Raw genomic sequence first — 26,561 nt, 5'->3', positions numbered from 1 at the left:
AGTTAAGCTCTCTAGCGCCGATGGTAGTTGGGACCTTGTCCCTGTGAGAGTAGGACGTCGCCAAGCAACTAAAACACAAGTCTTTTGACTTGTGTTTTTTTGTATTGTTAAACAGTGCATAAAAGAAGTAATGGTAATACAAACACGTTGCCCAAGAGTAAATCATATTATATAAGAGATGGATGTATATTTTTCTGTAAATTGTTAAGGAATAGAGGTATCAAATATGTTTATTTAAATACAGGGAGGGAAGGTTATGAAATTACAAAGTGAAATTTGCATTGTTTGTGAGACAAAAAGAGAAGAAGGTATATATGTTTATAATAATTTGATATGTCATGAATGTGAAAAAGATATGGTGAGTACTGAGACAGATGATCCAAAATATATATATTATTTAAAACAGCTTCGGAAGTTAGAAGTATTATATTTATAAATAGGCATCTGCCTATTATTTTTTTTGCCTTAATATCTGTATAATAGATACAGAATGAATAATAAGGAAGAGATAGATATGAATCAAAAGCGTATGCCTTTATATGAGGCGTTAATAGAGTTTAAAGAAAGAGAACCACTGTCCTTTCATGTTCCAGGTCATAAGAATGGTGTAAACTTCCCTCAGGAAGCCATTGGGGAGTTTAAAGATATACTATCCATTGATGTAACCGAACTAACAGGGTTAGACGATTTACATAGTCCGTTTGAATGTATAGATGAAGCACAAAAATTATTAGCTGATGTATATGGTGCGGAAAAAAGTTATTTTTTAATTAATGGTTCAACGGTCGGAAATCTAGCAATGATTTTATCTTGCTGCGGTGAGCGTGATATTGTCCTTGTACAAAGAAATTGTCATAAATCGATCATTAATGGATTAAAACTAGCGGGTGCGAATCCAATTTTTCTAGACCCATGGATTGATGAGGCATATAACGTACCAGTAGGAATTGGTGATGAAGTTATTAAAGGGGCAATTAAAAGATATCCTAATGCTAAAGCCCTCATTTTAACGCATCCTAATTATTATGGTATGGGGATAGATTTAGAAGCAAGTATTGCTTATGCACATGCACATAAAATCCCTGTTTTAGTAGACGAAGCTCATGGAGCACACTTTTGCTTAGGGGAACCATTTCCAAAGTCAGCATTAGCATATGGTGCAGATATTGTGGTTCATTCTGCACATAAAACATTACCTGCGATGACAATGGGATCTTATTTACATATAAATAGTCATTTAGTGAATGAAGAAAGAGTTTCTGCTTATTTGAGTATGCTACAATCTAGTAGTCCGTCATATCCAATTATGGCTTCACTTGATATAGCGCGCTTTACACTAGCAAGTATAAAGGAAAAAGGTCATGATGAAATTGTCGAGTTTTTACGGAGATTTAAAAAAGGATTGTGTTCCATTTCGCAAATAGCTGTTTTACAATATCCGTTGCAAGATGATTTAAAGATTACTGTACAAACTCGTTGTCAGTTATCAGGATATGAATTACAGTCTGTATTTGAAAGGGCCGGAATATATACAGAAATGGCAGATCCATATAATGTCCTACTTATTTTACCTCTACAAGCAAAAGAGGAGTACATGAGGGCTATAGAGATAATTCGAGTTGCGTTGGAACATTATGAGGTGAAAGACAAGAACGAATCTATTCGTTATACTTATAAAAGAGAATCCTCTCCTTTACCGTATACATATAAACAATTAGAAGGATACAAAACAAAAGTAGTACCTATAGAAGAAGCGGTAGGGATGATAACGGCGGAAATGATAATTCCATATCCGCCTGGAATTCCATTGATTATGTATGGAGAGAGAATTACTTCAGAACATAAAGAACAAATTATGTATTTAGAGAAAACAGGAGCTCGTTTTCAAGGTAGCACGAAAGATATGAAAGTGTATGATATAGAAAGTAGGTTTTAGGATGAAGGGATTATTTGTAACAATTGAGGGGCCAGAAGGTTCGGGTAAAACAACGTTAATTAAAAAATTATTACCATACTTTGAGCAAAAAGAACAAAAGGTAATGGCGACGAGAGAACCAGGTGGTATAGCAATTTCTGAAGATATTAGAACAATTCTACATAAACAAGAATATACGATGATGGAAGCACGTACAGAGGCGCTTCTTTATGCTGCAGCACGTAGACAACATTTAGTAGAAAAAGTTATGCCAGCGCTTAATGAGAACTATCTTGTATTATGTGATCGTTTTATAGATAGCTCTTTAGCGTATCAAGGATATGCAAGAGGCTTAGGAATGGATAAAGTATTTGAAATAAATCGCTTCGCAACAGAAGACTGTATGCCTAGTGTAACAATTTACTTAGACATTGAACCAGAGATTGGTTTAGCTCGCATTGAAAAAGATGCGGGGCGCGAAGTGAATCGATTAGATATGGAAGATATCTCTTTCCATAACCGTGTACGTGAAGGGTATTTACAAGTTGTAGAACGTTTTTCTGATCGTATTGTATTAGTAAATGCTGATCAACCAATGGAAAAACTTATAGAAGAAGTTGTTCAGATTATAGAAGATAAATTGTTATAATAGAAGGAAAGAATGAAATAAGTGAGGTATGCATTATGACGAAGACGTGGGAGCAGCTTTCTGCTATACAGCCCATCGGTGTAAAAATGTTGATGAATAGCATTGCAAAAGAGCGTATATCCCACGCTTATTTGTTAGAAGGAGGGAAAGGAACAGGGAAGTTTGCAACAGCGATTCAAATGGCAAAGAGTTTCCTCTGCTCTCAAAGGAATGAGGTAGAACCATGTCATGTATGTACAAATTGTAAACGAATTGACTCAGGTAACCACCCTAACCTACATATTGTAAAACCAGATGGATTATCTATTAAAAAGCAACAAATTCATGATTTACAGGAAGAATTTTCAAAAACAGGATTAGAGGCAAATAAAAAAGTTTATATTATCGAGCATGCAGATCGTATGACAGCAAATGCGGCAAATACACTATTGAAATTTCTAGAGGAACCGAGTAGTGATACAACAGCTATTTTACTTACTGAACAAAGTCATCAAATTTTAAATACGATTTTATCTCGCTGTCAAGTTGTTACATTTAGACCGTTACCTACGGAGTCTTTAAGTAGAAGATTACAGGATGAAGGCATTACATCCTCTTTATCAACTCTAGCTGCACAGCTTACGAATAGTTTTGATGAAGCTTTAGCTTTATGTAATGATGAATGGTTTGCACAAGCACGAACTTTAGTGATAAAATTATGTGAAGCGCTCGAAAAAGATAAAGCCTCTATTTTTTTTGTACAAGAAAAATGGGGAAAACACTTTGGAGAGAAAGAACAGTTACAGCAAGGTTTAGATATGTTGCTCCTTATTTATAAGGATTTATTATATGTTCAACTTGGAGAAGAAGATCGTCTTGTTTTTCATGAGCAGAAAGAGATGTTTGAATCTTTTTCCTATGCTCAGAAGCGCATTGTATCAGCTCTCTTTAATATATTAGAGGCAAAAAATAGAATCAACGCTAATGTAAATGCGCAGCTTGTGTTCGAACAGTTAGTGTTGCGGTTGCAGGAGGGATGACCGTTTTGTATGATGTAGTAGGTGTTCGCTTTAAGAAGGCCGGCAAGGTATATTACTTTGATCCGAATCAGTTCGATATCTCTGAGAATGAGTTTGTAATTGTAGAAACGGTAAGAGGTATTGAATACGGAAAAGTAGTTATTACCAAAAAGCAAGTTGATGAAAACGATGTTGTGTTACCGTTAAAAAAGGTTATTCGTATCGCAAATGAAAATGATCGTACCATTGTTGACGAGAACAAACATGCTGCGAAAGAGGCATATCAAGTTTGTCAACAAAAGGTAGTAGAGCATAATCTAGATATGAAACTTGTAGATGTAGAGTATACGTTCGATCGTAATAAGATTATTTTCTACTTTACTGCAGATGGTCGGATTGATTTCCGCGAACTAGTGAAAGACTTAGCGGCAATTTTTAGGACGAGAATTGAACTAAGACAAATTGGTGTTCGTGATGAAGCGAAGATGCTTGGTGGTATTGGTCCATGTGGTCGTATGCTTTGTTGTTCTACTTTTTTAGGAGATTTTGAACCTGTATCCATTAAAATGGCAAAGGATCAAAATTTATCATTAAATCCTGCAAAAATTTCTGGTTTATGTGGTCGCTTAATGTGTTGCTTAAAATATGAGAATGATGAATATGAGGCAGCAAAGGAACAACTTCCTGATTTAGATCAACGTATACAAACACCACATGGTACTGGCCGTGTTATCGGATTAAATATTTTAGAAAGATTAATTCAAGTGGAGCTAGTAGACAAGGAACGGATAGTAGAATATACGTTAGATGAGTTAGTGAATAAAGGGGTCGTTTCGAGTCAAACCACAGATTAATGAGGTGGGTGCTTGTGGAGAAAAAAGATATTTTTGCATCGGTTTCTAGTATGGAAGAGCAAATTGGACATTTATATAAACAGTTGGGTGAATTAAAACAACATCTTGCAGAGTTGTTGGAAGAAAATCAACATATAAAAATGGAAAATGAAAATTTGCGACACCGTTTTGAAGAAGTGCAGAATAAAGAAAAACAAAAAGCTCAAAAACGTAAAGAAGTGAAGCCGAAGACGGATATTGGTGAAGGCTATGACAATTTAGCAAGACTATATCAAGAAGGTTTCCATATTTGCAATCTACATTATGGAAGTGTACGTAAAGAGGGAGATTGTTTATTCTGTCTGTCATTTTTAAATAAAAAGTGAAATTACCTTTCCAATTATAATTGGAAAGGTAATTTTTTATACATGAGAATAGAACAAAATGTATTTGTATATTAGTAGAAGATGAAATAGGGTAGGTTAAGTGTAAGAAAAGGAGTAATATATGAATTTATACGAAGATGAACGTTTAGATTATTTATTAGCGCAAGATATGAAGATTATACAAAGTCCATCGGTGTTTAATTTCTCTTTAGATGCCGTTTTACTTGCAGATTTTGCTTGGGTGCCAATTCAAAAAGGAAATTTACTTGATTTGTGCACAGGTAATGCGGTTGTGCCCCTTCTATTAAGCACGAGAACAAAAGGGAATATTACAGGTGTGGAAATTCAAGAACGTTTATATGATATGGGAATAAGAAGTGTTCAATACAATAAGTTAGAAGAAAGAATTCAACTCATACATGGAGATTTGAAAGATATGCCAGAGAAACTTGGGCGCCATCAATATGATGTTGTTACATGTAACCCTCCTTATTTTCAAACACCTCAAACGTCTGAGAAAAATATGAATGAACATTTAGCAATAGCTCGTCATGAAATTATGTGTACGTTAGAAGATGTTGTATCTGCAAGTAGTCAGCTAGTAAAACAAGGCGGGAAAGTAGCGTTTGTACATCGCCCAGGTCGTTTACTCGACATTGTTACATTAATGCGTAAATACAAAATTGAACCAAAGCGTGTGCGATTTGTTTATCCTAAGGCAGGTAAAGAAGCAAATACATTGTTAATTGAAGGAATTAAGGATGGGAACGCAGATTTGAAAATCCTACCACCTCTTTTTGTATACGAAGAAAATAACGAATATACAAAGGAGATTCGTTCAATTTTATATGGAGAAGAATAAGCATTGTTTTTATGTGGTGGAATGTTCGGATGGAAGTTATTATGCTGGATATACAAATCATATAGAAAAACGGATTCAGACTCATAATAGTGGAAAAGGTGCTAGATATACACGTGCTAGACTTCCAGTTGTTTTAAGGTATGTAGAGAATCATGAGGATAAACGAACAGCTATGCAGGCTGAATATCATTTTAAGCAGTTAACGAGAAAACAAAAAGAAGAATATATGCAAAAAGGAGAACGCTATGTGGCAGCAAAAAAGCTTTCAACAAAATGAAAAGGGGATGTTATATCTAGTACCTACTCCAATTGGAAATTTAGAAGATATGACATTTCGTGCAATTCGGATTTTAAAAGAGGTAGATGTTATTGCAGCGGAAGATACAAGACAAACCAAAAAACTTTGTAATTATTTCGAAATTGAAACACCTGTCATGAGTTACCATGAGCATAATAAAGAAGTAAGTGGAAAGAAAATATTAGAGAAGCTAGAGGAAGGGAAGAATATAGCACTTGTTAGTGATGCTGGTATGCCGTGTATTTCCGATCCAGGCTACGATATTGTTGTCGAGGCCGTAGCTGAGCAATATCATGTGGTTCCGCTTCCTGGGGCAAATGCAGCCCTTACAGCGTTAATTGCATCGGGTCTTGAAACAAAGCAGTTTTATTTCTATGGATTTTTACAAAGAAATAAAAAGGAACGAAAAATGGAATTAGAAAAACTTCGCTATGTGCAAACTACAATGATGTTTTATGAAGCACCTCATCGTCTAGATGACACTTTAATCTCGATGCAAGAAATATTAGGCAATAGGGAAATTGTATTATGTCGAGAGTTAACGAAAAAGTTTGAGGAATTTATTCGAGGAACAATCGAAGAAACAATTGAATGGACGAAGCAAAATGAAGTTCGTGGTGAGTTTTGTATTTTAGTAGCTGGTTCAACGGAAGAACCTGCTCCAGAAGAACAATGGTGGGAATCTATTTCGGTATATGATCATATTGAACATTATATAAATGAAAAAGGCATGAATTCAAAAGAGGCGATAAAAACAGTCGCTAAAGATCGAGATTTGTCGAAACGCGATGTGTATCAAATCTATCATGTCGATAAAAAATAAGCTTCTCATAATTGAGAAGCTTATTTTGCTGTTTCGATATAATCTTGAAGTTCGTTTAAGATTTGCTCAGCGCCTTCTTTGCTTAAGATAATTTTACCTTCAGCTAAAGATAGGTTACCATCAGATACTTCACCAGTTACTTGGCAAGTCATGTTTGGTTTATATTTTTTTAAGATGATTTTTTCGTCATCAACATAAATTTCAAGTGCATCCTTTTCTGCAATACCTAAAGTACGGCGTAATTCGATTGGAATTACAACACGACCTAATTCATCAACTTTACGAACAATACCAGTAGATTTCATAATTCTTTTCCTCCTAAATAAATAGTTTATAAGTTTCGAGTCTATTTTTTTGATTCGTCATTTTTCGACAAAATACCCTATGGACATATGATACCAATCATTTACATTTCCGTCAATTCTTAAATTCTATATTTTTTAAAAAGATTTATAGATTTCTTACTTCTTATATATAATAGAATGGGAGTAATTTTTGCAATTATTTTCTGAAAAATATATTTATTTAAAAGTAGGGTTGTATATTTTGTTTGAATATGAGTAATAGATGATAAAGATATGTAGCATTAACTGGTGTTTATCCCGCGTTAACGAGCAATAAGATTCCCGCTTTAAAATGCGGTTGGAGCAAAGAAGTTAAGTTGGAGTCGGGCTGCTCGTAAAAGATTGATTAGTGAGAGTTAATAATTTGTGGGGGATAAACACCCCTACGGATTAAAGTTTCACTTTATATATGAGTTTTTGATATACTATTTATAAATACATATGAGGTTATTCGGGAGGTCCAAAACAATGACAAAGGAAAATAAGTCCTTTTATATTACTACCCCAATTTATTATCCAAGTGGAAAGTTACACATTGGACATGCTTATACGACAGTAGCAGGAGATGCAATGGCACGATATAAGCGTATGCAAGGCTACAATGTTCATTATCTAACAGGAACTGATGAGCATGGGCAGAAGATCCAAAAGAAAGCAGAAGAGTTAAATGTGACACCACAAGCATACGTGGATAATATTGTTGCAGGAATTAAAGAGCTTTGGGAGAAGATGGATATCTCTTATGATGATTTTATTCGCACAACTGAAGATCGTCATAAAGATGTTGTCGAAAAGATCTTCAAGCAACTAGTAGACCAAGGTGATATTTATCTTGATGAATATGAAGGTTGGTATTCTGTACAAGATGAAACATTCTATACAGCGCATCAATTAGTAGATCCAATTATGGAAGGTGACAAAGTAGTTGGAGGAAAAAGTCCAGATAGTGGTCATGATGTAGAACTTGTTCGTGAAGAATCATATTTCTTTAGAATGGGTAAATATGTCGACAGACTATTAAAGTTCTATGAAGATAATCCACATTTTATCCAGCCAGAGTCTCGTAAAAATGAAATGATTAATAACTTCATTAAACCAGGATTAGAAGATTTAGCAGTTTCTCGTACTTCATTTGATTGGGGAGTTCGTGTTCCAGGCAACCCAAAACATGTTATTTACGTATGGGTTGATGCATTATCTAACTACATTACAGCATTAGGTTATGGAACAGAAAATGAAGAGATGTATAAGAAATTCTGGCCGGCAGATGTGCATTTAGTCGGAAAAGAAATTGTTCGTTTCCATACAATTTATTGGCCAATCATTTTAATGGCATTAGATTTACCTCTTCCGAAAAAGGTCTTTGCTCATGGCTGGATTTTAATGAAGGATGGAAAAATGAGTAAGTCAAAAGGAAACGTAGTAGATCCAGTTACATTAATTGATCGTTACGGATTAGATGCATTACGTTATTACTTACTTCGAGAAGTTCCGTTCGGATCTGATGGCGTATTCACACCAGAAGGATTTGTTGAACGTATCAACTTCGATTTAGCAAATGACTTAGGTAACTTATTAAATCGTACAGTAGCTATGATTGATAAGTACTTTAACGGAGAAATACCTGCATTTAAAGCAAATGTAACGGAATTCGATGAAACGTTAGTAACGTTTGCAAAAAATACATTGCAAAAAGTAGAAGACGCAATGGAAAATATGGAATTCTCTGTAGCGCTAAGCTCAATTTGGCAATTGGTTAGCCGTACGAATAAATATATTGATGAAACACAACCGTGGGTATTAGCGAAGGATGAAAATGATCGTGAAAAGTTAGCTTCTGTAATGGCTCATTTAGCAGAAGTACTTCGTCAAACAGGTATTATGCTTATGCCATTCTTAACAGTAGCACCAAGCAAGATGTTTGCTCAACTTGGTCTTACTGAAGAAGCACATAAATCTTGGGAAAGCCTATCTACAATTGGATGTATTCCAGGTGGAACAAAAGTAGAAAAAGGAAACCCAATTTTCCCTCGTTTGGAAATGGAAGTAGAAGTAGAGTATATTAAAGAACAAATGAAGAGCTCTGCGCCTAAAGTAGAAGAGAAAAAAGAAGAAGAACCGCAGGCAGAAGAAATTACAATTGATGATTTCTTTAAAGTAGAATTACGAGTAGCTGAAGTAATATCGGCTGAACCTGTAAAAAAAGCAGATAAGCTGTTAAAAATCCAGCTTGATTTAGGTACAGAAAAGCGCCAGGTTGTTTCAGGTATTGCAAAATTCTATTCTCCGGAAGACTTACAAGGTAAAAAAGTTATTTGTGTAACAAACTTAAAACCTGTAAAATTACGCGGTGAATTATCACAAGGTATGATTTTAGCGGGTGAAGAGAATGGAGTATTGTCATTAGCAACAATCGACCAAAATCTTCCGAATGGTACAAAAATCAAGTAATTAAGGCAAGAAAAGAGATGTTTCACGTGTAACATGTGTGAAGCGTCTTTTTTCTTTTTAAATTTCCTTTTTTTGCATTAAAATTGTAGTATTGTTATCGTTGAGTTAGAAAGAAAATCGTTTTTCTCTATGATAGAATTGATTTCAATATAAAAGGAGTTATTTATTATGTTGTTTGATACACATTCACATTTAAATGCAGAGCAGTTTGAAGAAGATTTACAAGAAGTTATTGCACGAATGAAAGAAGCAGGAGTTACATATACAGTTGTTGTTGGATTTGATGAAGTAACGATAAAAAAAGCGATTGAATTAGCTGAGGCTTATGATTTTATTTACGCTGCAGTTGGATGGCATCCTGTAGATGCTATCGACATGAAAGAAGAACATTTAGCTTGGTTAGAAGAATTAGCTTCACATCCTAAAGTCGTTGCAATTGGAGAAATGGGACTAGATTATCACTGGGATAAGTCCCCTAAAGAAATACAGAAGGAAGTATTCCGTAAACAAATTGCATTAGCTAAAAAAGTGAAATTACCAATCATTATACATAACCGTGATGCAACTCAAGATATTGTTGATATTCTAGAGGAAGAGAATGCGGCTGAAGTAGGGGGTATTATGCATTGCTTTAGTGGTAGTGTCGAAGTAGCACAGCGATGTGTTGATATGAACTTTTTAATTTCAGTAGGTGGACCGGTTACATTTAAAAATGCTAAGAAACCGAAAGAAGTTGCAGTAGAGATTCCTTTAGAGAAATTGTTAATAGAGACGGATTGTCCATATTTAACACCACATCCATTTCGAGGGAAGCGAAATGAACCGAGTTATGTAAAGCTTGTAGCAGAAGAAATTGCGAATTTAAAGGGGATTTCTTATGAGGAAGTAGCAGAAGTTACAACAAAAAATGCAAAGGCTTTATTTGGTGTTGAATAAAAAAGGAATGGGAGAACCCATTCTTTTTTATTTTTTGAGAAAAGAAATAGTAGAAGCGAAAGAGAAGATAAGGGGAAATTAGGAAGTGTTACAATAAGGAGAGAGAACAAAGTTTGTACCAGTCTATTTTTTAAAATGTAAGAATGGGGAAAATAATAATGGAAAAGTCGTCATTTTTTTGTTTTACTAAGTAGAGACGAAATGAGTGTGGAGGCAAGCATGAAAATTAAAGAGATTATCGTTGTAGAAGGTAAAGATGATACAGTTGCAATTAAGCGTGCTGTTGATGCGGATACAATTGAAACGAACGGTTCAGCAATCGGTGATCATGTTATTGAGCAAGTTAAATTAGCGCAGCAAAAACGAGGCGTTATTATTTTTACAGATCCGGATTATCCAGGAGAGCGTATTCGAAAAATTATTTCTGACAAGGTACCTGGATGTAAGCATGCTTTCTTACCGAAGGAAGAAGCGCTTGCTAAAAGAAAAAAAGGTGTTGGAATTGAACACGCTTCTAATGAATCGATTCGCCGTGCTTTAGAGAATATACATGAAGAAATGGAAGCTTACACAAGTGAAATTAGTTGGAGTGATCTAGTCGATGCAGGCTTAGTGGGCGGAGAAATGGCAAAGAGTCGCAGAGAAAGAATGGGTAAGCTATTAAAGATTGGTTATACAAATGCAAAACAGTTACATAAACGTTTACAGATGTTTCAAGTTTCAAAAGAGACGTTTGCAGAAGCTTATAAACAAGTAATACAGGAGGAAAAGAAATGAAAGATATCGCAACGCCGAATCGTACGAAAGACATTGTTGAAAAGTATGGATTCTCATTCAAAAAAAGTTTAGGACAAAATTTCTTAATTGATACAAATGTATTAAATCGTATTGTTGATCACGCAGAAATCGGTTCAGAAAGTGGTGCAATTGAGATTGGACCAGGTATCGGTGCGTTAACAGAGCAGTTAGCGAAGCGTGCTAAAAAAGTGGTGGCTTTTGAAATTGATCAAAGATTATTACCAATTTTAGACGAGACGTTAGCTCCATATAGTAACGTTACAGTTATAAATAAAGATGTACTAAAGGCAGATGTACACGAAGTGTTTAGTGAGCAATTTGAAGAAGGACAAGATGTAATGGTAGTAGCTAATTTACCATACTATATTACAACGCCAATTTTATTTAAATTGCTTGAAGAAAAATTACCGGTTCGTGGATTTGTTGTTATGATGCAAAAAGAAGTTGGAGATCGTTTAGCTGCTAAACCTGGAACGAAAGAATATGGTTCTTTATCAATTGCTATTCAGTATTATACAGAGGTAGAAACAGTTATGACTGTACCGCGTACAGTGTTTGTACCACAACCAAATGTTGATTCTGCGATTATCCGTCTTCTAAAGCGTCCGAAACCAGTTGTAGAAGTGACAAATGAGACTTTCTTCTTTGAAGTAGTAAGAGCAAGTTTCGCACAGCGCCGTAAAACTTTAATGAATAATTTATCGAATAATTTAAATGGTTTCCCGAAAGATAAAGAGCTGTTGGATCGAATTTTAACAGAAGTAGGAATTGATCCAAAGCGAAGAGGCGAAACGCTATCTATCGAAGAGTTTGCAACATTAAGTAACGCATTAGTTCTTCATAAGTTATCATAAGGATATGAAAGGGACAGTTCAATTTGAGCTGTCCCTTTTGTCACCTTTCCTTTCCTAAATTCATACTTTAAAAACAGGTAAGATGGCCTAACGAGTTTGGAGGTAGGAGAATGGCTTTACATGTTGGAGAATTAGTGGAACGATATTCTCATAATAGGGATATCCTTTTTCGTATTATAGAAATAAAAGGCGAGATAGCTATATTGTTTGGGGAGGAAATTAGACTTGTGGCAGATGCGCCGCTTGAAGATTTAATTAGTATAGATCAACGAGAACATAAAAAAAGAGTGAAGCGTGAAAAAGAAACAATGGAGCGCACGTACCGTTTATTTCAACAAGATTATGTATTGATGAAACAAAGGCATGAACACACTTCAACTGGTGGATACACAAGTGAAGTGAATTACTTTCAAATGCCAGGACGCGTATTGCATATAGATGGGGACCCTTTGTATTTGCGCAAGTGTTTAGACCTATATAATAAAATTGGTGTTCCTGTACAAGGTGTTCATTGTAAGGAAACAGAGATGCACGAAAAGGTAGTAGACTTAATAGATCATTTCCGCCCAGACATTTTAGTTATTACAGGACACGATGCCTATACAAAATCCAAAGGGGTAAAGGGAGATTTAGCAGCATATAGGCATTCAAGGCATTTTGTACAGGCTGTCCGAGAAGTACGAAAAAAATATCCATCATTGGATCAACTCGTTATTTTTGCTGGGGCGTGTCAATCGCATTTCGAGGCGTTAATTCGAGCGGGTGCTAACTTTGCTAGTTCTCCGTCTAGGATTAACATTCATGCACTAGACCCTGTGTATGTGGTTGGTAAAATTAGCTTCACTTCATTTATGGAGAGAGTAAATGTATGGGATGTTGTACGTAATACGATTACTGGTGAAAAAGGACTGGGTGGAATTGAAACGAGAGGGATTTTACGAACAGGATTACCCTTCCAACATTATGAAGAATAAGCAAGGTACATACGTATCTTGCTTTTTTATGCGTAAGAGAATGAAATGAATTTGGATAAAAAATGGTAAGAGCGTAAAGACTATACAATGATACTTTTACAATATAGTATTTCTTCTATCTATTCGAACGCATGATGCTTTTATAATGATATAGTCTGTGAATTGCGGTTAATAATTGGGATAGATATATCGTGTTTTAAGTGTTCAATCTAAATTACAGCGAGGTGTAGCAAGGTATATGTCAAAACGTTTAGATGAAATTAAAAGCGAATTAGATCACCATCTTGGACAGCGACTTATGTTAAAGGCGAATAGCGGAAGAAGAAAAACAGTGGAGCAATCAGGTGTACTTGCAGAAACTTATCGTTCTGTGTTTGTTGTACAGTTAGACCAACAAGAAGATGCATTGCAACGTGTATCTTATAGTTATGCAGATGTTTTAACAGAGACGGTAGAGTTGACATTTTATGGTGAACCCCATAATGAAATTATTTTATAACTCATGTGTCGTTACATATATTCCCACAAATGAAAAGTTATATTATTTTGCATACTAATTATACCGTAGCAAAATAAGGGGGGACTCTGCATTGAGTAGACGAAGAGGTGTCATGTCAAACCAGTTTAAAGAAGAGCTAGCAAAAGAGCTGGGCTTTTATGATGTTGTTCAGAAAGAAGGATGGGGCGGAATTCGTGCGAAAGATGCTGGTAATATGGTGAAACGCGCTATAGAAATTGCAGAACAGCAATTAATGAAACAAAACCAGTAGTTGTAAGATTACTTTCTATGCTACGGTAGCCGAGGAGAGATTCCTCGGCTTTTTGTACTCTGAAAGGTGCCATCATTTTACATAAGTAGTTTCATTCTGAATGCTTTTCGTTATAATTAGGGAAGTGTCATCGTCTTACTATAAATTTATGGTAAAATAAACGATAAAAGATTGAGTACATAGAGTGGGTGAATAGATTGAAGCTACTAGTGAAAGCACCAGCAAAGATTAATCTGTCGTTAGATGTACTGGGAAAAAGACAAGACGGATATCATGAAGTGAAAATGATTATGACAACAATTGATTTAGCGGATCGTTTAGAACTAATGGAATTAGCAGAAGACCGTATTGAAATTTTATCCCATAATCGGTATGTCCCAGACGACCAACGAAATTTAGCTTATCAAGCAGCGAAATTATTAAAAGAGAAGTTTAATGTGAAAAAAGGTGTATCTATTACTATTGAAAAAACGATTCCAGTAGCAGCTGGATTAGCAGGTGGAAGTAGTGATGCAGCAGCGACATTACGTGGTCTTAATAAATTATGGAATTTAGGGCTTACAATTGACGAATTAGCAGAGCTTGGCTCAGAAATTGGATCAGATGTATCGTTCTGTGTATATGGAGGGACAGCAATTGCCACTGGAAGAGGAGAGCGAATTGAGCATATAAAAACGCCACCTTCTTGTTGGGTTATTTTAGCGAAGCCACATATTGGTGTATCTACTGCTGACGTGTATGGAAATTTAAAACTAAATCGAGTTACACATCCAAATGTAGATAAGATGGTTGATGTCATCAATGCTGGGGATTACAAAGGGATTTGTGATACTGTTGGTAACGTCTTAGAAGATGTAACATTTAAGATGCATCCCGAAGTTGCTCGTATTAAAGCACAGATGAAACGATTTGGAGCAGATGCTGTATTAATGAGTGGAAGTGGTCCAACTGTATTCGGACTTGTACACCATGATTCGCGAATGCATCGCATTTATAACGGATTAAAAGGATTTTGTGAACAAGTATATGCGGTACGTTTATTAGGAGAGCGAGAAACGCTTGAATAAAGACGTATAATACGTTATGATTTGTTTAGAATATTCGTGATTTGAGGTGGGCGTATGAAAATTAGACGAAGTACAAGATTAGTCGATATGACATATTACTTGTTACAAAACCCTCGTCAGCTAGTTTCTCTCACTTTTTTTGCTGAAAGGTATCAATCGGCTAAATCCTCTATTAGTGAAGATTTAGTTATTATTAAGCAAACGTTTGAACAACAAGGGGTCGGCACATTGCAAACGGTACCAGGAGCAGCAGGAGGAGTGAAATATATACCATATATAAGTGAAGAAGAGGCAGATCTAATTATTGATGAGCTTTGTAGCTTATTTGAAAATCCAGATCGTATTTTGCCTGGCGGTTACTTATACATGACAGATCTTTTAAGTAATCCTCGTCATATTAATGGTGCAGGTCGTTTGTTTGCTTCTGTCTTTGCTAGGCAACCAATCGATGCAGTTATGACGGTAGCAACAAAAGGGATTCCACTTGCTTATGCAGTGGCAAACTACTTAGATGTACCGGTAGTAATTGCGAGGAAAGATAATAAGGTAACAGAAGGTCCAACTGTTAGTATTAACTATGTATCAGGTTCTTCTAAACGAATACAAACAATGACGTTGGCAAAGCGTAGTCTTCCAGAGGGATCAAACGTTTTAATTATTGATGATTTCATGAAAGCTGGCGGAACAATTCAAGGTATGATGAGTATGCTAGAAGAGTTTAAGGCTAATGTTGTTGGTATCGGTGTATTAGTAGAATCCACAGATATCGAAGAACGACTTATTAATAACTTTGTATCATTAATTCGTCTTTCAGAAGTTGATGTGAAAGAAAAATCGATTCAAGTGGAGAAGGGGAATTATTCACTTACACCATTTGATGAAGGACTTGTAGAGGTTGAATAAAAAAGGTAAAGCAAATGGCTTTATCTTTTTTTATTCTATTTATAAATTATAAAATAGATGGACAAACTGCTTTTCGTGCACTATTTTTAAAGAGTAAAAATAAATAATAAAAGGGTGAAAAATTATGAAAGTTGTTCAAACAAGCAAGGCACCACAAGCAATTGGACCTTATTCACAAGGGATTATTGTAAATAATATGTTTTACAGTTCAGGACAAATTCCATTAACAGCAAGTGGAGAGCTTGTAACGGGAGATGTAACAGTACAAACAGAACAAGTATTTGAAAATTTACAAGCAGTATTAGAAGAAGCAGGTGCTTCATTTGATACGGTAGTAAAAACAACAGTATTCTTAAAAGATATGGATGATTTTAATGCTGTTAATGAAGTATACGGTTCTTATTTCTCTACTCATAAACCAGCACGTTCTTGTGTACAGGTAGCAAAATTACCGAAAGATGTTTCAGTTGAAATCGAAGTAATCGCCCTAGTTAAGTAACCTTTTGTAAGCGATAACCTCTACTAATCCTTATATTCAATTGCAATAAAAATTTTTATCTTAAAAATTTTTAAAAAATTAAAGGGAAAATAGAAAATTTGTGGAATTTATACAAATATATCGCTTATTTAGAAAAGGGTGGTGAACACAAGATGGAAGTGACTGACGTAAGATTACGCCGCGTAAACACAGAAGGCCGCATGAGAGCAATTGCCTCTATTACTCTAGACCATGAATTTGTTGTTCATGATATTCGTGTAATTGATGGTAATAATGGATTATTTGTAGCAATGCCAAGTAAACGTACTCCAGATGGAGAATTCCGTGACATTGCACATCCGATTAATTCTAATACACGCTCTAAAATTCAAGATGCGGTTTTAACGGAGTATCATCGTTTAGGCGAGTTAGAAGAGGTTGAGTTTGAAGAAGCAGGTGCTTCGTAAAATTCGAATGAAAAGGGCTTTTGAAAGAAAGTCTTATAATTTTGTAGCAAACTCCTGTAAGCATTTACAGGAGTTTGTTTTTTTTTTTGACTTTATATAATTTATATTTAAAACATTCATCGTTTATTAAAATGAAGAGAAGAAACTACTAATTTTTTCAAAATCATTTTAAATAGTATAGCTTATTTCTTAAAAAAGATACTAAAGAGTAAAACATCTTATAAGAATTATGGTAAAATTTAATAGTTAAAATGTGTTTCTTGAAATATATGATGATTTAGGATAATATCGTTAATGGATAAATAGGTTGCGATGGAGGGTCTATATGTCAAACAGATTTGCAGTGATTCTAGCTGCAGGTAAAGGCACACGTATGAAGTCTAAGCTATACAAAGTGCTGCATCCTGTATGTGGAAAACCTATGGTACAACACGTAGTCGATCAAGTAACTCAATTAGGATTGCAGAAACTTGTAACGGTCGTTGGACATGGTGCTGAAATGGTACAAGAACAGCTAGGAAACGTAAGTGAGTTTGCATTACAAGCAGAACAACTTGGTACAGCGCATGCTGTAGATCAAGCTGCTAGCGTACTTGCAAATGAAGAAGGAACAACTTTAGTTATTTGTGGTGATACACCTTTAATAACTGCTGAAACGATGGAAGCATTACTTCAGCAACACAAAGAAGCAGGAGCAATGGCAACTGTGCTAACAGCATACATAGAAGAGCCTGCTGGATATGGCCGTATCGTTCGTAACGAAAATGGTCATGTTGAAAAGATCGTTGAGCATAAGGATGCAAATGAAAAAGAATTAGCTATTAAAGAAATCAATACAGGTACGTATTGTTTTGATAATAAAGCTTTATTCGCTTCACTTTCTAAAGTTTCAAATGATAACGTACAAGGTGAATATTACCTTCCAGATGTTATTGAGATTTTAAAAAATGAAGGTCATATCGTATCAGCTTATCAAACAGAGCACTTCGATGAAACGTTAGGTGTTAACGACAGAGTCGCTCTATCGCAAGCGGAAATTATTATGAAAAATCGTATCAACCGAAAGAACATGGTAAATGGTGTTACAATTATTGATCCAAGTAACACATATATTTCTGCTGATGCAATTATCGGTAGTGATACAGTTCTTCATCCAGGAACAATTATTGAGGGGAACACTGTAATTGGTTCTGATTGTGAAATTGGACCGCATACAGTAATTCGCGATAGTGAAATTGGAGATCGTACGACAATTCGTCAATCTACTGTACATGATAGTAAGCTTGGTACAGAAGTATCGGTTGGTCCATTTGCACATATTCGCCCAGATTCAGTTATTGGAGACGAAGTACGCGTTGGAAACTTCGTGGAAATCAAAAAAACTGTTTTTGGTAATAGAAGTAAAGCTTCACACTTAAGTTATATCGGGGATGCACAAGTTGGAGAAGACGTGAATCTTGGTTGTGGTTCAATTACGGTGAACTATGACGGCAAGAATAAATTTAAAACTGTGATTGGTAACGGGGTATTTATTGGATGTAATTCAAATCTTGTTGCTCCTGTAACAGTTGAAGATGGTGCTTATGTGGCAGCAGGCTCTACAATTACAGAGAATGTCCCATCAAAAGCATTATCAGTAGCACGTGCACGTCAAGTTAACAAAGAAGACTATGTTGATCAATTGCTGAATAAGAAAAAATCATAATGTGGAGGGTTAATCTAGATGTCGACTCAATATCTAAATTCTAATTTGAAAGTATTCTCTTTAAACTCTAATAAGGAACTTGCTGAGCAAATCGCAAAGCATATTGGAGTAGGACTAGGAAAATGTTCTGTTGATCGTTTTAGTGATGGAGAAGTTCAAATTAACATTGAAGAAAGTATCCGTGGTTGCGATGTATTCATTATTCAATCTACAAGCTTCCCAGTAAACGAACATATCATGGAATTACTTATTATGATCGATGCATTAAAGCGTGCATCTGCAAAAACAATTAATATTGTTATTCCTTACTATGGTTATGCGCGTCAAGACCGTAAAGCGCGTTCTCGTGAACCAATTACATCGAAACTTGTAGCAAACTTGCTTGAAACAGCAGGTGCAACTCGTGTAATCACTCTAGATTTACATGCTCCACAAATTCAAGGATTCTTTGATATCCCAATCGACCACTTAATGGGTGTACCGATTCTTTCAGATTACTTTGAAACAAAAGGTCTTAAAGACATCGTAATCGTATCACCTGACCATGGTGGTGTAACTCGTGCTAGAAAAATGGCAGATCGCCTAAAAGCGCCAATCGCTATTATTGATAAACGTCGTCCTCGTCCGAATGTATCAGAGGTAATGAACATTATCGGTAACATCGAAGGCAAAACAGCAATTTTAATTGATGACATCATTGACACAGCTGGTACAATTACATTAGCAGCAAACGCTCTTGTTGAGAACGGTGCTTCTGAAGTATATGCTTGCTGTACACACCCAGTATTATCTGGCCCAGCAATTGAACGTATTCAAAATTCGAATATTAAAGAGTTAGTTGTAACGAACTCTATCGTATTACCAGAAGAAAAGAAAATCGACAAAGTACATGAACTTTCAGTTGCTCCATTAATTGGAGAAGCAATCATTCGTGTATACGAAGAAGAATCTGTAAGTGTATTATTCAATTAATTGGATAGAATGAGACGTAACCAAGCTTGGTTACGTCTTTTCGTATCGAAAAAAGAAAGTAGTGGTACAAGAATGAAATTGATAGTAGGACTTGGGAACCCAGGTAGAGAATATGAATTAACAAGGCATAATATTGGATTTATGGCAATTGATGAACTTGCAAAGCGTTGGAACATTTCTTTGAATGAACAGAAGTTTAAAGGCGTATTTGGTGCAGGATTTGTTAATGGAGAAAAAGTAATCTTATTAAAGCCACTTACATATATGAATTTATCTGGGGAAAGTATTCGTCCACTTATGGATTACTATAAAATTGATGTTGATGATTTCGTTGTTATGTATGATGATTTAGATATCCCGGTAGGTAAATTACGCCTTCGTATGAAAGGGAGTGCCGGTGGACATAATGGCGTGAAATCAACAATTTCGCATTTAGGAACGCAAGAGTTTCAACGTATCCGTATGGGAATTGATCGCCCGAAAAATGGGATGAAGGTAGTAGATTACGTATTAGGACGTTTTACATCCGAAGAGATTCCTGATGTCAATCATTCCATTGAAAAAGCAGCGGATGCATGTGAAGAGTGGTTAAATAAGCCTTTTGTCCAAATCATGAATACTTTCAACAGTTAAGGTTATGATTGGGAATATTTTATTTTATTTTTACCCATACTAGTAGTAACTGGATATTTAGGAGGCTAGTATGGAAGGGTATTATTATTGTAGGCATTGCGGGAGTAATGTAGGCTCCGTTACCGCAGAAAAAGTATATAGCGACGTTTTATTTCAACTAACAGAGCAAGAGGTAGTAGAGATGATTCATTTTCATGAGAATGGAAATATATATATAAAAACGATTTGTGAATCGTGCCAAGAAACGCTCGCATCTTATCCTGAGTATTATGAATATGAAAAATTTCTACAATAAAATGTTGTCGCTTTGGCATGTCCAAAGCATTTTTCTGTTTTCTTTTTCCAAAATATTTGCATAAAATATGGTGACTTGCTCTTTATGTTGAGAGGAGTTTTGATAATGATAGGTTTATTAGAGCAATTTTATAAAAATGAAGAAATACAATCGGTTATTAATGGGTTAGAAGATGGTTTAAAAGAACAACTTATATCAGGTATGGCAACATCTTCTCGTTCATTATTAATGGCAGCTTTATATAAAAAAACAAAGAAATCGCAACTTATTGTCACACACAATCTATATCAAGCACAAAAGGTACATGAAGATTTAGTGGCATTACTTGGTGAAAAAGATGTATGGCTGTACCCAGTAAACGAATTAATTGCATCAGAAATCGGTGTTGCAAGTCCAGAATTAAAAGCGCAACGCATTGAGGTGCTAAATCGTTTAGCGGCAGGAGAGAATGGGGTTATTGTAGCGCCAGTCGCAGGATTACGTAGATTTTTACCGATAAAAGAATTATGGAAGCAAAAGCAAATTGAAATTAATCTAGGGCAAGAGATTGATTTAGAGGCGCTCTTGCATACATTACATCATATTGGCTACGAACGTAAGTCGATGGTAGAAGCTCCGGGGGAGTTCAGTTTGCGCGGGGGCATATTAGATATTTACCCATTAACTGAAGAATTACCATTCCGTATTGAATTCTTCGATACAGAAGTCGATTCTATTCGATTATTTGATGTGGATGAACAGCGTTCTCAAGATAAAAAGGAAAGTGTTAAGTTTGGTCCGGCAACAGAGTTTTTATTTTCACAGGAAGAATTGAAATCGGGAATTAAGCATCTTGAAGAAGGTTTGACTAAGACGATGCAAAAACTTTCCGATGACAAATTAAAGACTGCAGTGCTTGAGACAGTAAGTCATGAAATTGAAATGTTGAAAAATGGCCAAAGTATAGAACAGATGTTTAAATATTTATCTATTTTCTATAAAGAACCTGCTAGTCTGATAGATTATTTACCAGAAGATGGTGTTGTAATTTTAGATGAAATCTCTCGTATTCAAGAAACAGCATCACATCTTGAAACGGAAGAAGCGGAATGGTATATATCACTTCTTGGTGAAGGAACAATAATTCAGGATTTATCTTTCTCCCACTCATTTGAGGGATTTCTTCATCATAAAAAAAGAAGTTTTGTATATTTAACGTTATTCTTACGCCATATAGCACATGCGCATCCGCAAAACATTGTGAATGTGACATGTAAAACAATGCAAGATTTCCATGGGCAGATGCAGTTATTAAAAACTGAAATTGATAGATGGAATGAAGGGCACTTTACGACTGTTGTGCTTGGAACAGATGATGAACGTGTAAAAAAACTACAACATATTTTAAGTGATTATGATATTGAAGCGGATATTGTAGAGGGCACAGATATTTTATTGCCTGGAAGATTACAGATTGCTGTAGGTGATTTACATGCAGGATTTGAAATGCCGATGCAAAAGCTCGTTGTCATTACTGAAAAGGAGCTTTTTCATAAGAAAGTTAAAAAATCACAACGTAAGCAAAAGTTATCTAATGCTGAGCGTATTAAAAGTTATTCGGAATTAAAAGTTGGAGATTATGTAGTTCATGTAAATCATGGTATAGGTAAATTTTTAGGTATTGAGACATTAGAGATTAATGGTGTTCATAAAGATTATTTAAATATTAAATATCAAGGTAACGATAAGCTATATGTTCCAATTGAACAAATCGATCAAGTGCAAAAATATGTGGGTTCTGAAGGTAAGGATCCGAAAGTTTATAAATTAGGCGGGAACGATTGGAAGAAGGTCAAAACGAAGGTTGAAAAATCTGTACAAGACATTGCAGATGACCTAATTAAATTATATGCTGAGCGCGAAGCTTCAAAAGGCTATGCATATACACCAGATACGGCAGAACAACAAGAATTTGAATCTTCCTTCCCGTATCAAGAGACAGATGACCAATTACGTTCTATTGAAGAAATTAAGAAAGATATGGAACGCGGACGTCCGATGGATAGGCTCCTTTGTGGTGATGTAGGATATGGAAAGACCGAAGTAGCTATTCGTGCAGCATTTAAAGCAATCATGGATGAAAAACAAGTTGCGATTTTAGTACCGACAACAATTCTGGCACAACAACACTATGAAACAATTCGAGAGCGTTTTCAAGATTACCCGATTAATATAGGGTTACTAAGTAGATTCCGCACGCGGAAACAACAAAACGAAACGCTTAAGGGGTTAAAAGATGGCACAGTAGATATTGTAATCGGAACGCATCGTATTTTATCTAAAGATGTTACTTATAAAGATTTAGGACTTCTTATTATTGATGAAGAACAAAGATTTGGTGTGACGCATAAAGAAAAAATTAAACAATTAAAAGCAAATGTTGATGTGTTAACCCTAACGGCAACGCCAATTCCACGTACACTTCACATGTCTATGCTTGGTGTGCGGGACTTATCTGTCATTGAAACGCCACCAGAAAATCGTTTCCCAGTCCAAACGTATGTGGTGGAATATAATCCAGCGTTAATGAGAGAAGCGATAGAGCGAGAGCTTGCAAGAGGTGGGCAAATTTACTTCTTATATAACCGGGTAGAGGATATCGAAAGAAAAGCAGATGAAATTTCGATGCTAGTTCCAGACGCTCGTGTAACATACGCACATGGGAAAATGAACGAAAGTGAATTAGAGTCTGTTATGCTATCGTTTTTAGAGGGACAGCATGATGTTCTTGTAAGTACAACAATTATTGAAACAGGTGTAGATATCCCGAACGTTAATACGTTAATTGTATTTGATGCAGATCGTATGGGACTATCGCAGTTGTATCAGCTTCGTGGGCGTGTTGGGCGTTCTAATCGCGTTGCATATGCATACTTTGCATACAAACGTGATAAAGTGCTATCAGAAGTTGCAGAGAGACGTCTACAAGCAATTAAAGAGTTCACAGAGCTTGGATCTGGTTTCAAAATTGCGATGAGAGATTTATCAATTCGTGGTGCGGGTAACTTGTTAGGGGCAGAACAACACGGGTTTATTGATTCTGTCGGATTTGATCTATATTCTCAAATGTTAAAAGATGCAATTGAACAGCGCAGAGGAACCGATGGAGTTGAAAATACAGTTAATGTTGAAATTGATTTAGAAGTAGATGCGTATTTACCAGATGCTTATATTTCAGATAGTAAACAAAAGATTATGATGTATAAACAATTTAGAGGTGTTTCTACAATTGAGGATATTGAAGAATTGCAGGAAGAGATGATCGATAGATTTGGTGATTACCCACAAGAAGTTGGTTATTTATTACAAATTGCAAATATTAAAGTATTGGCAATGAAAGAACAAATCGAATTAATTAAGCAAAATAAATTTGAAGTAACAATTCTGTTCTCAGAACAAGCAAGCCAAAATATTGATGGTGGAAAATTATTCATGCTTGGAAATAGTTTTGGGCGTATGATCGGTCTTGGAATGGAAGGATCACAATTGAAAATCGTTATGAAAACGAATGGATTAGAGACATCGAAGTGGTTAACAATTGCTGAAAATTTATTAAAAGGCTTACCAGATGTAAAAAAAGAAGTAATAAATGCCTAATATTAGATAAAAAAATACAATTCGACGTGCATAGAAGAACTAATGTGTAAAATACTATGTCTAACAGTTGGTGATTTTTACATGAACAGGTAAATTCACCACTTTGATCATCAGTAGAAAGTGAGGCAGCATTAGAATGAAAGCAACTGGAATCGTACGTCGAATTGATGATTTAGGCAGGGTAGTAATCCCGAAGGAAATTCGTAGAACTTTACGTATTCGAGAAGGAGACCCACTAGAAATATTTGTTGATCGCGATGGAGAAGTAATTTTGAAGAAATATTCTCCGATTAGTGAATTAGGGGATTTTGCAAAAGAATATACGGAAGCTTTATACGATAGCTTAGGACATAATGTGCTTGTATGTGATCGTGATTCTATTATCGCAGTAGCAGGCATATCTAAAAAAGAATACTTAAATAAAAGTGTTGGCGATTTAATTGAGAAGACAATGGAAGAGCGTAAGTCTGTAATTATGACGGACGAAAGCGAAATTTCAATTATTGATGGAGTAACAGAAAAAGTTAGCTCCTATACAATTGGCCCGATTGTTGCGAATGGGGATCCAATTGGAGCTGTTATTATCTTCTCTAAAGAGGCTATTATAAGTGAAGTAGAGCATAAGTCAGTAAATACAGCAGCGAGCTTCTTAGCGAAGCAAATGGAGCAGTAAAGATATATAATTTTAGAAGTTGCAATCTTTCCTAATTATGATATTTCTTTTGAAAAATCAATTATTTGGAGATATAGGTATATTGAATAAAGGTAGCGCTTTGCTACCTTTTTTCGTTGAACATTTTTAGTTTTGTAAGAACTCTTTATTACTCGTGGGTGTAAGGGAGCCTGTTTTTTCTTTGTGATATAATACGAGAGGTGAGAATAGAAAAAGGAGTTTTCTTGTATGGAAGCGAAGAAGTATCAAGCCTTTTGGCGTGGGGCTATTATATTAACGATCGCAAGTTTTATTACAAAAGTATTAAGCGCTTTTTACCGTATTCCATATCAAAACATAGCGGGAGATGTTGGTTTTTATATTTACCAACAAATTTATCCGTTTTATGGATTTTGTTTAATTTTAGCTACTTATGGATTCCCTATTATAATTTCAAAAATGGTTGCAGAAAGATTAGAAAGAGGAAAACAAAAAGAAGCAGAAGAAATAATTTGTGTATCTTTTTGGTTTTTATTAGGGATTGGCTTTATAGGGTTTTTCACATTGTTCTTTGGTGCCGAAACGATTGCATCGGCTATGGGTGATGTACACTTATATAAGTTATTACGTGTTATTTCATTTTCATTCATATTAATGCCATTCTTATCCGTAGCGAGAGGATATTTTCAAGGATTTAATAATATGATGCCGACGGCTGTTTCACAAGTAATTGAACAAACGATTCGTGTATCTATTATTGTCTTTTTATCACTATTCCTTATTGCTCACGGATTTGATCTATATACAGTCGGTGCAGGTGCTATGTTAGGTTCGATTGCAGGCGGGCTTATTGGGATTATCGTACTTTTACTTTATATGCGTCATGATTTTCGCGCCATTTTCTTTAAAAGCTTGAAGAGAATTGGGGGAAAAAGAAGAATTGTTAAAATCCTTTTTTGGCAAGGAATAGCTATTTGTGTTAGTAATTTAGTCCTTATTTTTATACAAATGGCAGATTCGGTTTCCTTCTATACTTTACTCATTGGGGCAGGGGAACAGGCTGAAAGTGCAAAGGTACTAAAAGGTGTTTATGACAGAAGTATCCCTCTCATGCAATTAGGTACTGTCGTGACAACGTCTTTCTCATTGTCACTTATTCCGATTATTACAGCGGCAAAGGAAAGAGGAGATCTTGCTTTTATTCAAGAAAAGGTAAAGTTAGCGATGAAAATAACACTTGTTATTGGATTTGCAGCAGCCATCGGATTAACTTGCATTATTCAGCCTACAAATATTATGTTATTTGAGAATAGTGATGGGTCAGATGTGTTATCGATTTTATCTTTATCTATTTTATTTAGTTCATTGTCAATTACAACTGCTTCTATTTTACAAGGGCTGGGACAAACATTAAAACCAGCAATATTCGTTGTATTTGGAGGTTGTTTGAAGTTAGTTTTAAACTATATGTTAATGCCGCATTTTGGAGTTAAAGGAGCTGCGATTGCAACTTTAATTGCGCTTGTTGTAATTGCCTTGTTAAATAGTGTATTACTTATGCAATCTGTATCGGGGTCGCTTATTAATAAGCAGAAGATGTTCGGTATAGTTATTAGTGGTATCGGTATGGGATTTGTATTAATAATGTTTATTCGTGTGTTACAAATGTCTGGGTTAGTAATTGATGGGAATCATAGAGGAATCGCGACATTTGAAGCGTTGTTAGGTGTAGCTATTGGCGGATTGACATACATGTTTTTAATTTTAAAATTACGTGTATTTACAAAAGAAGAATTAGGATCCGTTATGAAAAAAGAGAAAAAAGAAGGTTCATTGAAGAAGAGTGGATAGAGGTGACAGGT

Annotated in this window: 28 protein-coding genes; 27 read left to right on the top strand and 1 reads right to left on the bottom strand. The window is 35.3% G+C overall.

Features of this window, described 5'->3' with window-relative positions:
- The first annotated feature begins 256 nt into the window (after positions 1-256).
- The 9 genes from JDS92_RS17665 to rsmI all read left to right on the top strand — a co-directional run bounded on the left by JDS92_RS17665 (position 257) and on the right by rsmI (position 6,764).
- Positions 257-436 (top strand): sigma factor G inhibitor Gin, encoded by a 180-nt coding sequence (locus JDS92_RS17665; RefSeq protein ID WP_199632212.1) that lies wholly within the window; start codon positions 257-259, stop codon positions 434-436.
- 78 nt (positions 437-514) lie between these two features.
- On the top strand, positions 515-1,936 hold the full coding sequence (locus JDS92_RS17660; RefSeq protein ID WP_199632211.1) for an aminotransferase class I/II-fold pyridoxal phosphate-dependent enzyme: 1,422 nt from the start codon (positions 515-517) through the stop codon (positions 1,934-1,936).
- A 1-nt stretch (position 1,937) separates the two neighbouring features.
- Positions 1,938-2,564, top strand: a complete 627-nt coding sequence (gene tmk, locus JDS92_RS17655; RefSeq protein ID WP_199632210.1) for a dTMP kinase — start codon at positions 1,938-1,940, stop codon at positions 2,562-2,564.
- Between the two features lie 35 nt (positions 2,565-2,599).
- Entirely contained in the window at positions 2,600-3,583 is a 984-nt protein-coding gene (gene holB, locus JDS92_RS17650; protein WP_000169567.1) for a DNA polymerase III subunit delta', read from the top strand.
- A 5-nt stretch (positions 3,584-3,588) separates the two neighbouring features.
- Positions 3,589-4,416 carry a PSP1 domain-containing protein gene (locus JDS92_RS17645; RefSeq protein ID WP_000272428.1) on the top strand — a complete coding sequence of 276 codons (828 nt, stop codon included), beginning with the start codon at positions 3,589-3,591 and terminating at the stop codon, positions 4,414-4,416.
- Positions 4,417-4,430: 14 nt separating this feature from the next.
- A complete protein-coding gene (gene yabA / locus JDS92_RS17640; protein WP_000412058.1) occupies positions 4,431-4,781 on the top strand; it encodes a DNA replication initiation control protein YabA in 351 nt (116 codons plus the stop codon).
- Positions 4,782-4,902: 121 nt separating this feature from the next.
- The gene (locus JDS92_RS17635) at positions 4,903-5,643 is read left to right on the top strand and encodes a tRNA1(Val) (adenine(37)-N6)-methyltransferase (protein WP_001055365.1); all 741 of its coding nucleotides are present in this window, start codon (positions 4,903-4,905) and stop codon (positions 5,641-5,643) included.
- A complete protein-coding gene (locus tag JDS92_RS17630; RefSeq protein ID WP_000414346.1) occupies positions 5,630-5,920 on the top strand; it encodes a GIY-YIG nuclease family protein in 291 nt (96 codons plus the stop codon). The genes JDS92_RS17635 and JDS92_RS17630 overlap by 14 nt, the downstream gene beginning before the upstream one ends.
- Complete coding sequence (gene rsmI / locus JDS92_RS17625; RefSeq protein WP_000267798.1) at positions 5,889-6,764, top strand: 16S rRNA (cytidine(1402)-2'-O)-methyltransferase; 876 nt, start codon at positions 5,889-5,891, stop codon at positions 6,762-6,764. Before JDS92_RS17630 ends, rsmI begins: the two co-directional genes overlap by 32 nt.
- Positions 6,765-6,784: 20 nt before the next feature.
- On the opposite strand, the gene JDS92_RS17620 is transcribed toward rsmI, so the two are convergent.
- Positions 6,785-7,069, bottom strand: coding sequence for an AbrB/MazE/SpoVT family DNA-binding domain-containing protein (locus JDS92_RS17620; protein ID WP_000843036.1), 285 nt, complete (start codon positions 7,067-7,069; stop codon positions 6,785-6,787).
- A gap of 507 nt (positions 7,070-7,576) precedes the next feature.
- Between JDS92_RS17620 and metG the strand changes: the two genes are divergently transcribed.
- From metG to JDS92_RS17530, 18 genes are all read left to right on the top strand, one after another.
- The gene (metG, locus tag JDS92_RS17615) at positions 7,577-9,559 is read left to right on the top strand and encodes a methionine--tRNA ligase (RefSeq protein ID WP_237672286.1); all 1,983 of its coding nucleotides are present in this window, start codon (positions 7,577-7,579) and stop codon (positions 9,557-9,559) included.
- 168 nt (positions 9,560-9,727) lie between these two features.
- A complete protein-coding gene (locus JDS92_RS17610) occupies positions 9,728-10,495 on the top strand; it encodes a TatD family hydrolase (protein ID WP_199632209.1) in 768 nt (255 codons plus the stop codon).
- A 219-nt stretch (positions 10,496-10,714) separates the two neighbouring features.
- Entirely contained in the window at positions 10,715-11,272 is a 558-nt protein-coding gene (gene rnmV / locus JDS92_RS17605; protein WP_000692838.1) for a ribonuclease M5, read from the top strand.
- Entirely contained in the window at positions 11,269-12,147 is an 879-nt protein-coding gene (rsmA, locus tag JDS92_RS17600; protein ID WP_000651557.1) for a 16S rRNA (adenine(1518)-N(6)/adenine(1519)-N(6))-dimethyltransferase RsmA, read from the top strand. The genes rnmV and rsmA overlap by 4 nt, the downstream gene beginning before the upstream one ends.
- A 110-nt stretch (positions 12,148-12,257) precedes the next feature.
- Positions 12,258-13,121, top strand: a complete 864-nt coding sequence (yabG, locus tag JDS92_RS17595) for a sporulation peptidase YabG (protein WP_001173740.1) — start codon at positions 12,258-12,260, stop codon at positions 13,119-13,121.
- Positions 13,122-13,359: 238 nt separating this feature from the next.
- Complete coding sequence (veg, locus tag JDS92_RS17590) at positions 13,360-13,620, top strand: biofilm formation stimulator Veg (RefSeq protein WP_000044348.1); 261 nt, start codon at positions 13,360-13,362, stop codon at positions 13,618-13,620.
- A gap of 91 nt (positions 13,621-13,711) precedes the next feature.
- Positions 13,712-13,891 (top strand): acid-soluble spore protein SspF, encoded by a 180-nt coding sequence (gene sspF / locus JDS92_RS17585; RefSeq protein ID WP_001985066.1) that lies wholly within the window; start codon positions 13,712-13,714, stop codon positions 13,889-13,891.
- A 197-nt stretch (positions 13,892-14,088) separates the two neighbouring features.
- A complete protein-coding gene (gene ispE, locus JDS92_RS17580) occupies positions 14,089-14,958 on the top strand; it encodes a 4-(cytidine 5'-diphospho)-2-C-methyl-D-erythritol kinase (protein ID WP_000772089.1) in 870 nt (289 codons plus the stop codon).
- 54 nt (positions 14,959-15,012) lie between these two features.
- Positions 15,013-15,861 (top strand): pur operon repressor, encoded by an 849-nt coding sequence (gene purR / locus JDS92_RS17575; RefSeq protein ID WP_000702479.1) that lies wholly within the window; start codon positions 15,013-15,015, stop codon positions 15,859-15,861.
- Between the two features lie 124 nt (positions 15,862-15,985).
- Entirely contained in the window at positions 15,986-16,360 is a 375-nt protein-coding gene (locus tag JDS92_RS17570) for a RidA family protein (RefSeq protein ID WP_000869822.1), read from the top strand.
- Between the two features lie 152 nt (positions 16,361-16,512).
- Positions 16,513-16,806: a septation regulator SpoVG gene (gene spoVG / locus JDS92_RS17565; protein ID WP_000454042.1), complete on the top strand. Its 294-nt coding sequence runs from the start codon at positions 16,513-16,515 to the stop codon at positions 16,804-16,806.
- Between the two features lie 325 nt (positions 16,807-17,131).
- Positions 17,132-18,511 (top strand): bifunctional UDP-N-acetylglucosamine diphosphorylase/glucosamine-1-phosphate N-acetyltransferase GlmU, encoded by a 1,380-nt coding sequence (glmU, locus tag JDS92_RS17560; protein WP_000071045.1) that lies wholly within the window; start codon positions 17,132-17,134, stop codon positions 18,509-18,511.
- 18 nt (positions 18,512-18,529) lie between these two features.
- The gene (locus JDS92_RS17555) at positions 18,530-19,483 is read left to right on the top strand and encodes a ribose-phosphate diphosphokinase (protein WP_000107420.1); all 954 of its coding nucleotides are present in this window, start codon (positions 18,530-18,532) and stop codon (positions 19,481-19,483) included.
- A gap of 72 nt (positions 19,484-19,555) precedes the next feature.
- The gene (gene pth / locus JDS92_RS17550; RefSeq protein ID WP_307838331.1) at positions 19,556-20,116 is read left to right on the top strand and encodes an aminoacyl-tRNA hydrolase; all 561 of its coding nucleotides are present in this window, start codon (positions 19,556-19,558) and stop codon (positions 20,114-20,116) included.
- 70 nt (positions 20,117-20,186) lie between these two features.
- On the top strand, positions 20,187-20,411 hold the full coding sequence (locus JDS92_RS17545) for an anti-sigma-F factor Fin family protein (RefSeq protein ID WP_000399441.1): 225 nt from the start codon (positions 20,187-20,189) through the stop codon (positions 20,409-20,411).
- A gap of 105 nt (positions 20,412-20,516) precedes the next feature.
- Positions 20,517-24,047 (top strand): transcription-repair coupling factor, encoded by a 3,531-nt coding sequence (gene mfd, locus JDS92_RS17540; protein WP_199632207.1) that lies wholly within the window; start codon positions 20,517-20,519, stop codon positions 24,045-24,047.
- Between the two features lie 136 nt (positions 24,048-24,183).
- Positions 24,184-24,720, top strand: a complete 537-nt coding sequence (spoVT, locus tag JDS92_RS17535) for a stage V sporulation protein T (protein WP_000648310.1) — start codon at positions 24,184-24,186, stop codon at positions 24,718-24,720.
- Positions 24,721-24,948: 228 nt separating this feature from the next.
- Positions 24,949-26,550, top strand: a complete 1,602-nt coding sequence (locus tag JDS92_RS17530; protein ID WP_199632206.1) for a putative polysaccharide biosynthesis protein — start codon at positions 24,949-24,951, stop codon at positions 26,548-26,550.
- Positions 26,551-26,561 lie beyond the last annotated feature (11 nt).

This window comes from Bacillus cereus group sp. N12, assembly GCF_016483575.1.
Taxonomy (GTDB): Bacteria; Bacillota; Bacilli; order Bacillales; family Bacillaceae_G; genus Bacillus_A; species Bacillus_A toyonensis.
Note: the sequence above shows the minus strand (reverse complement) of the source record. Positions and strands in the feature narration are given on the sequence as shown.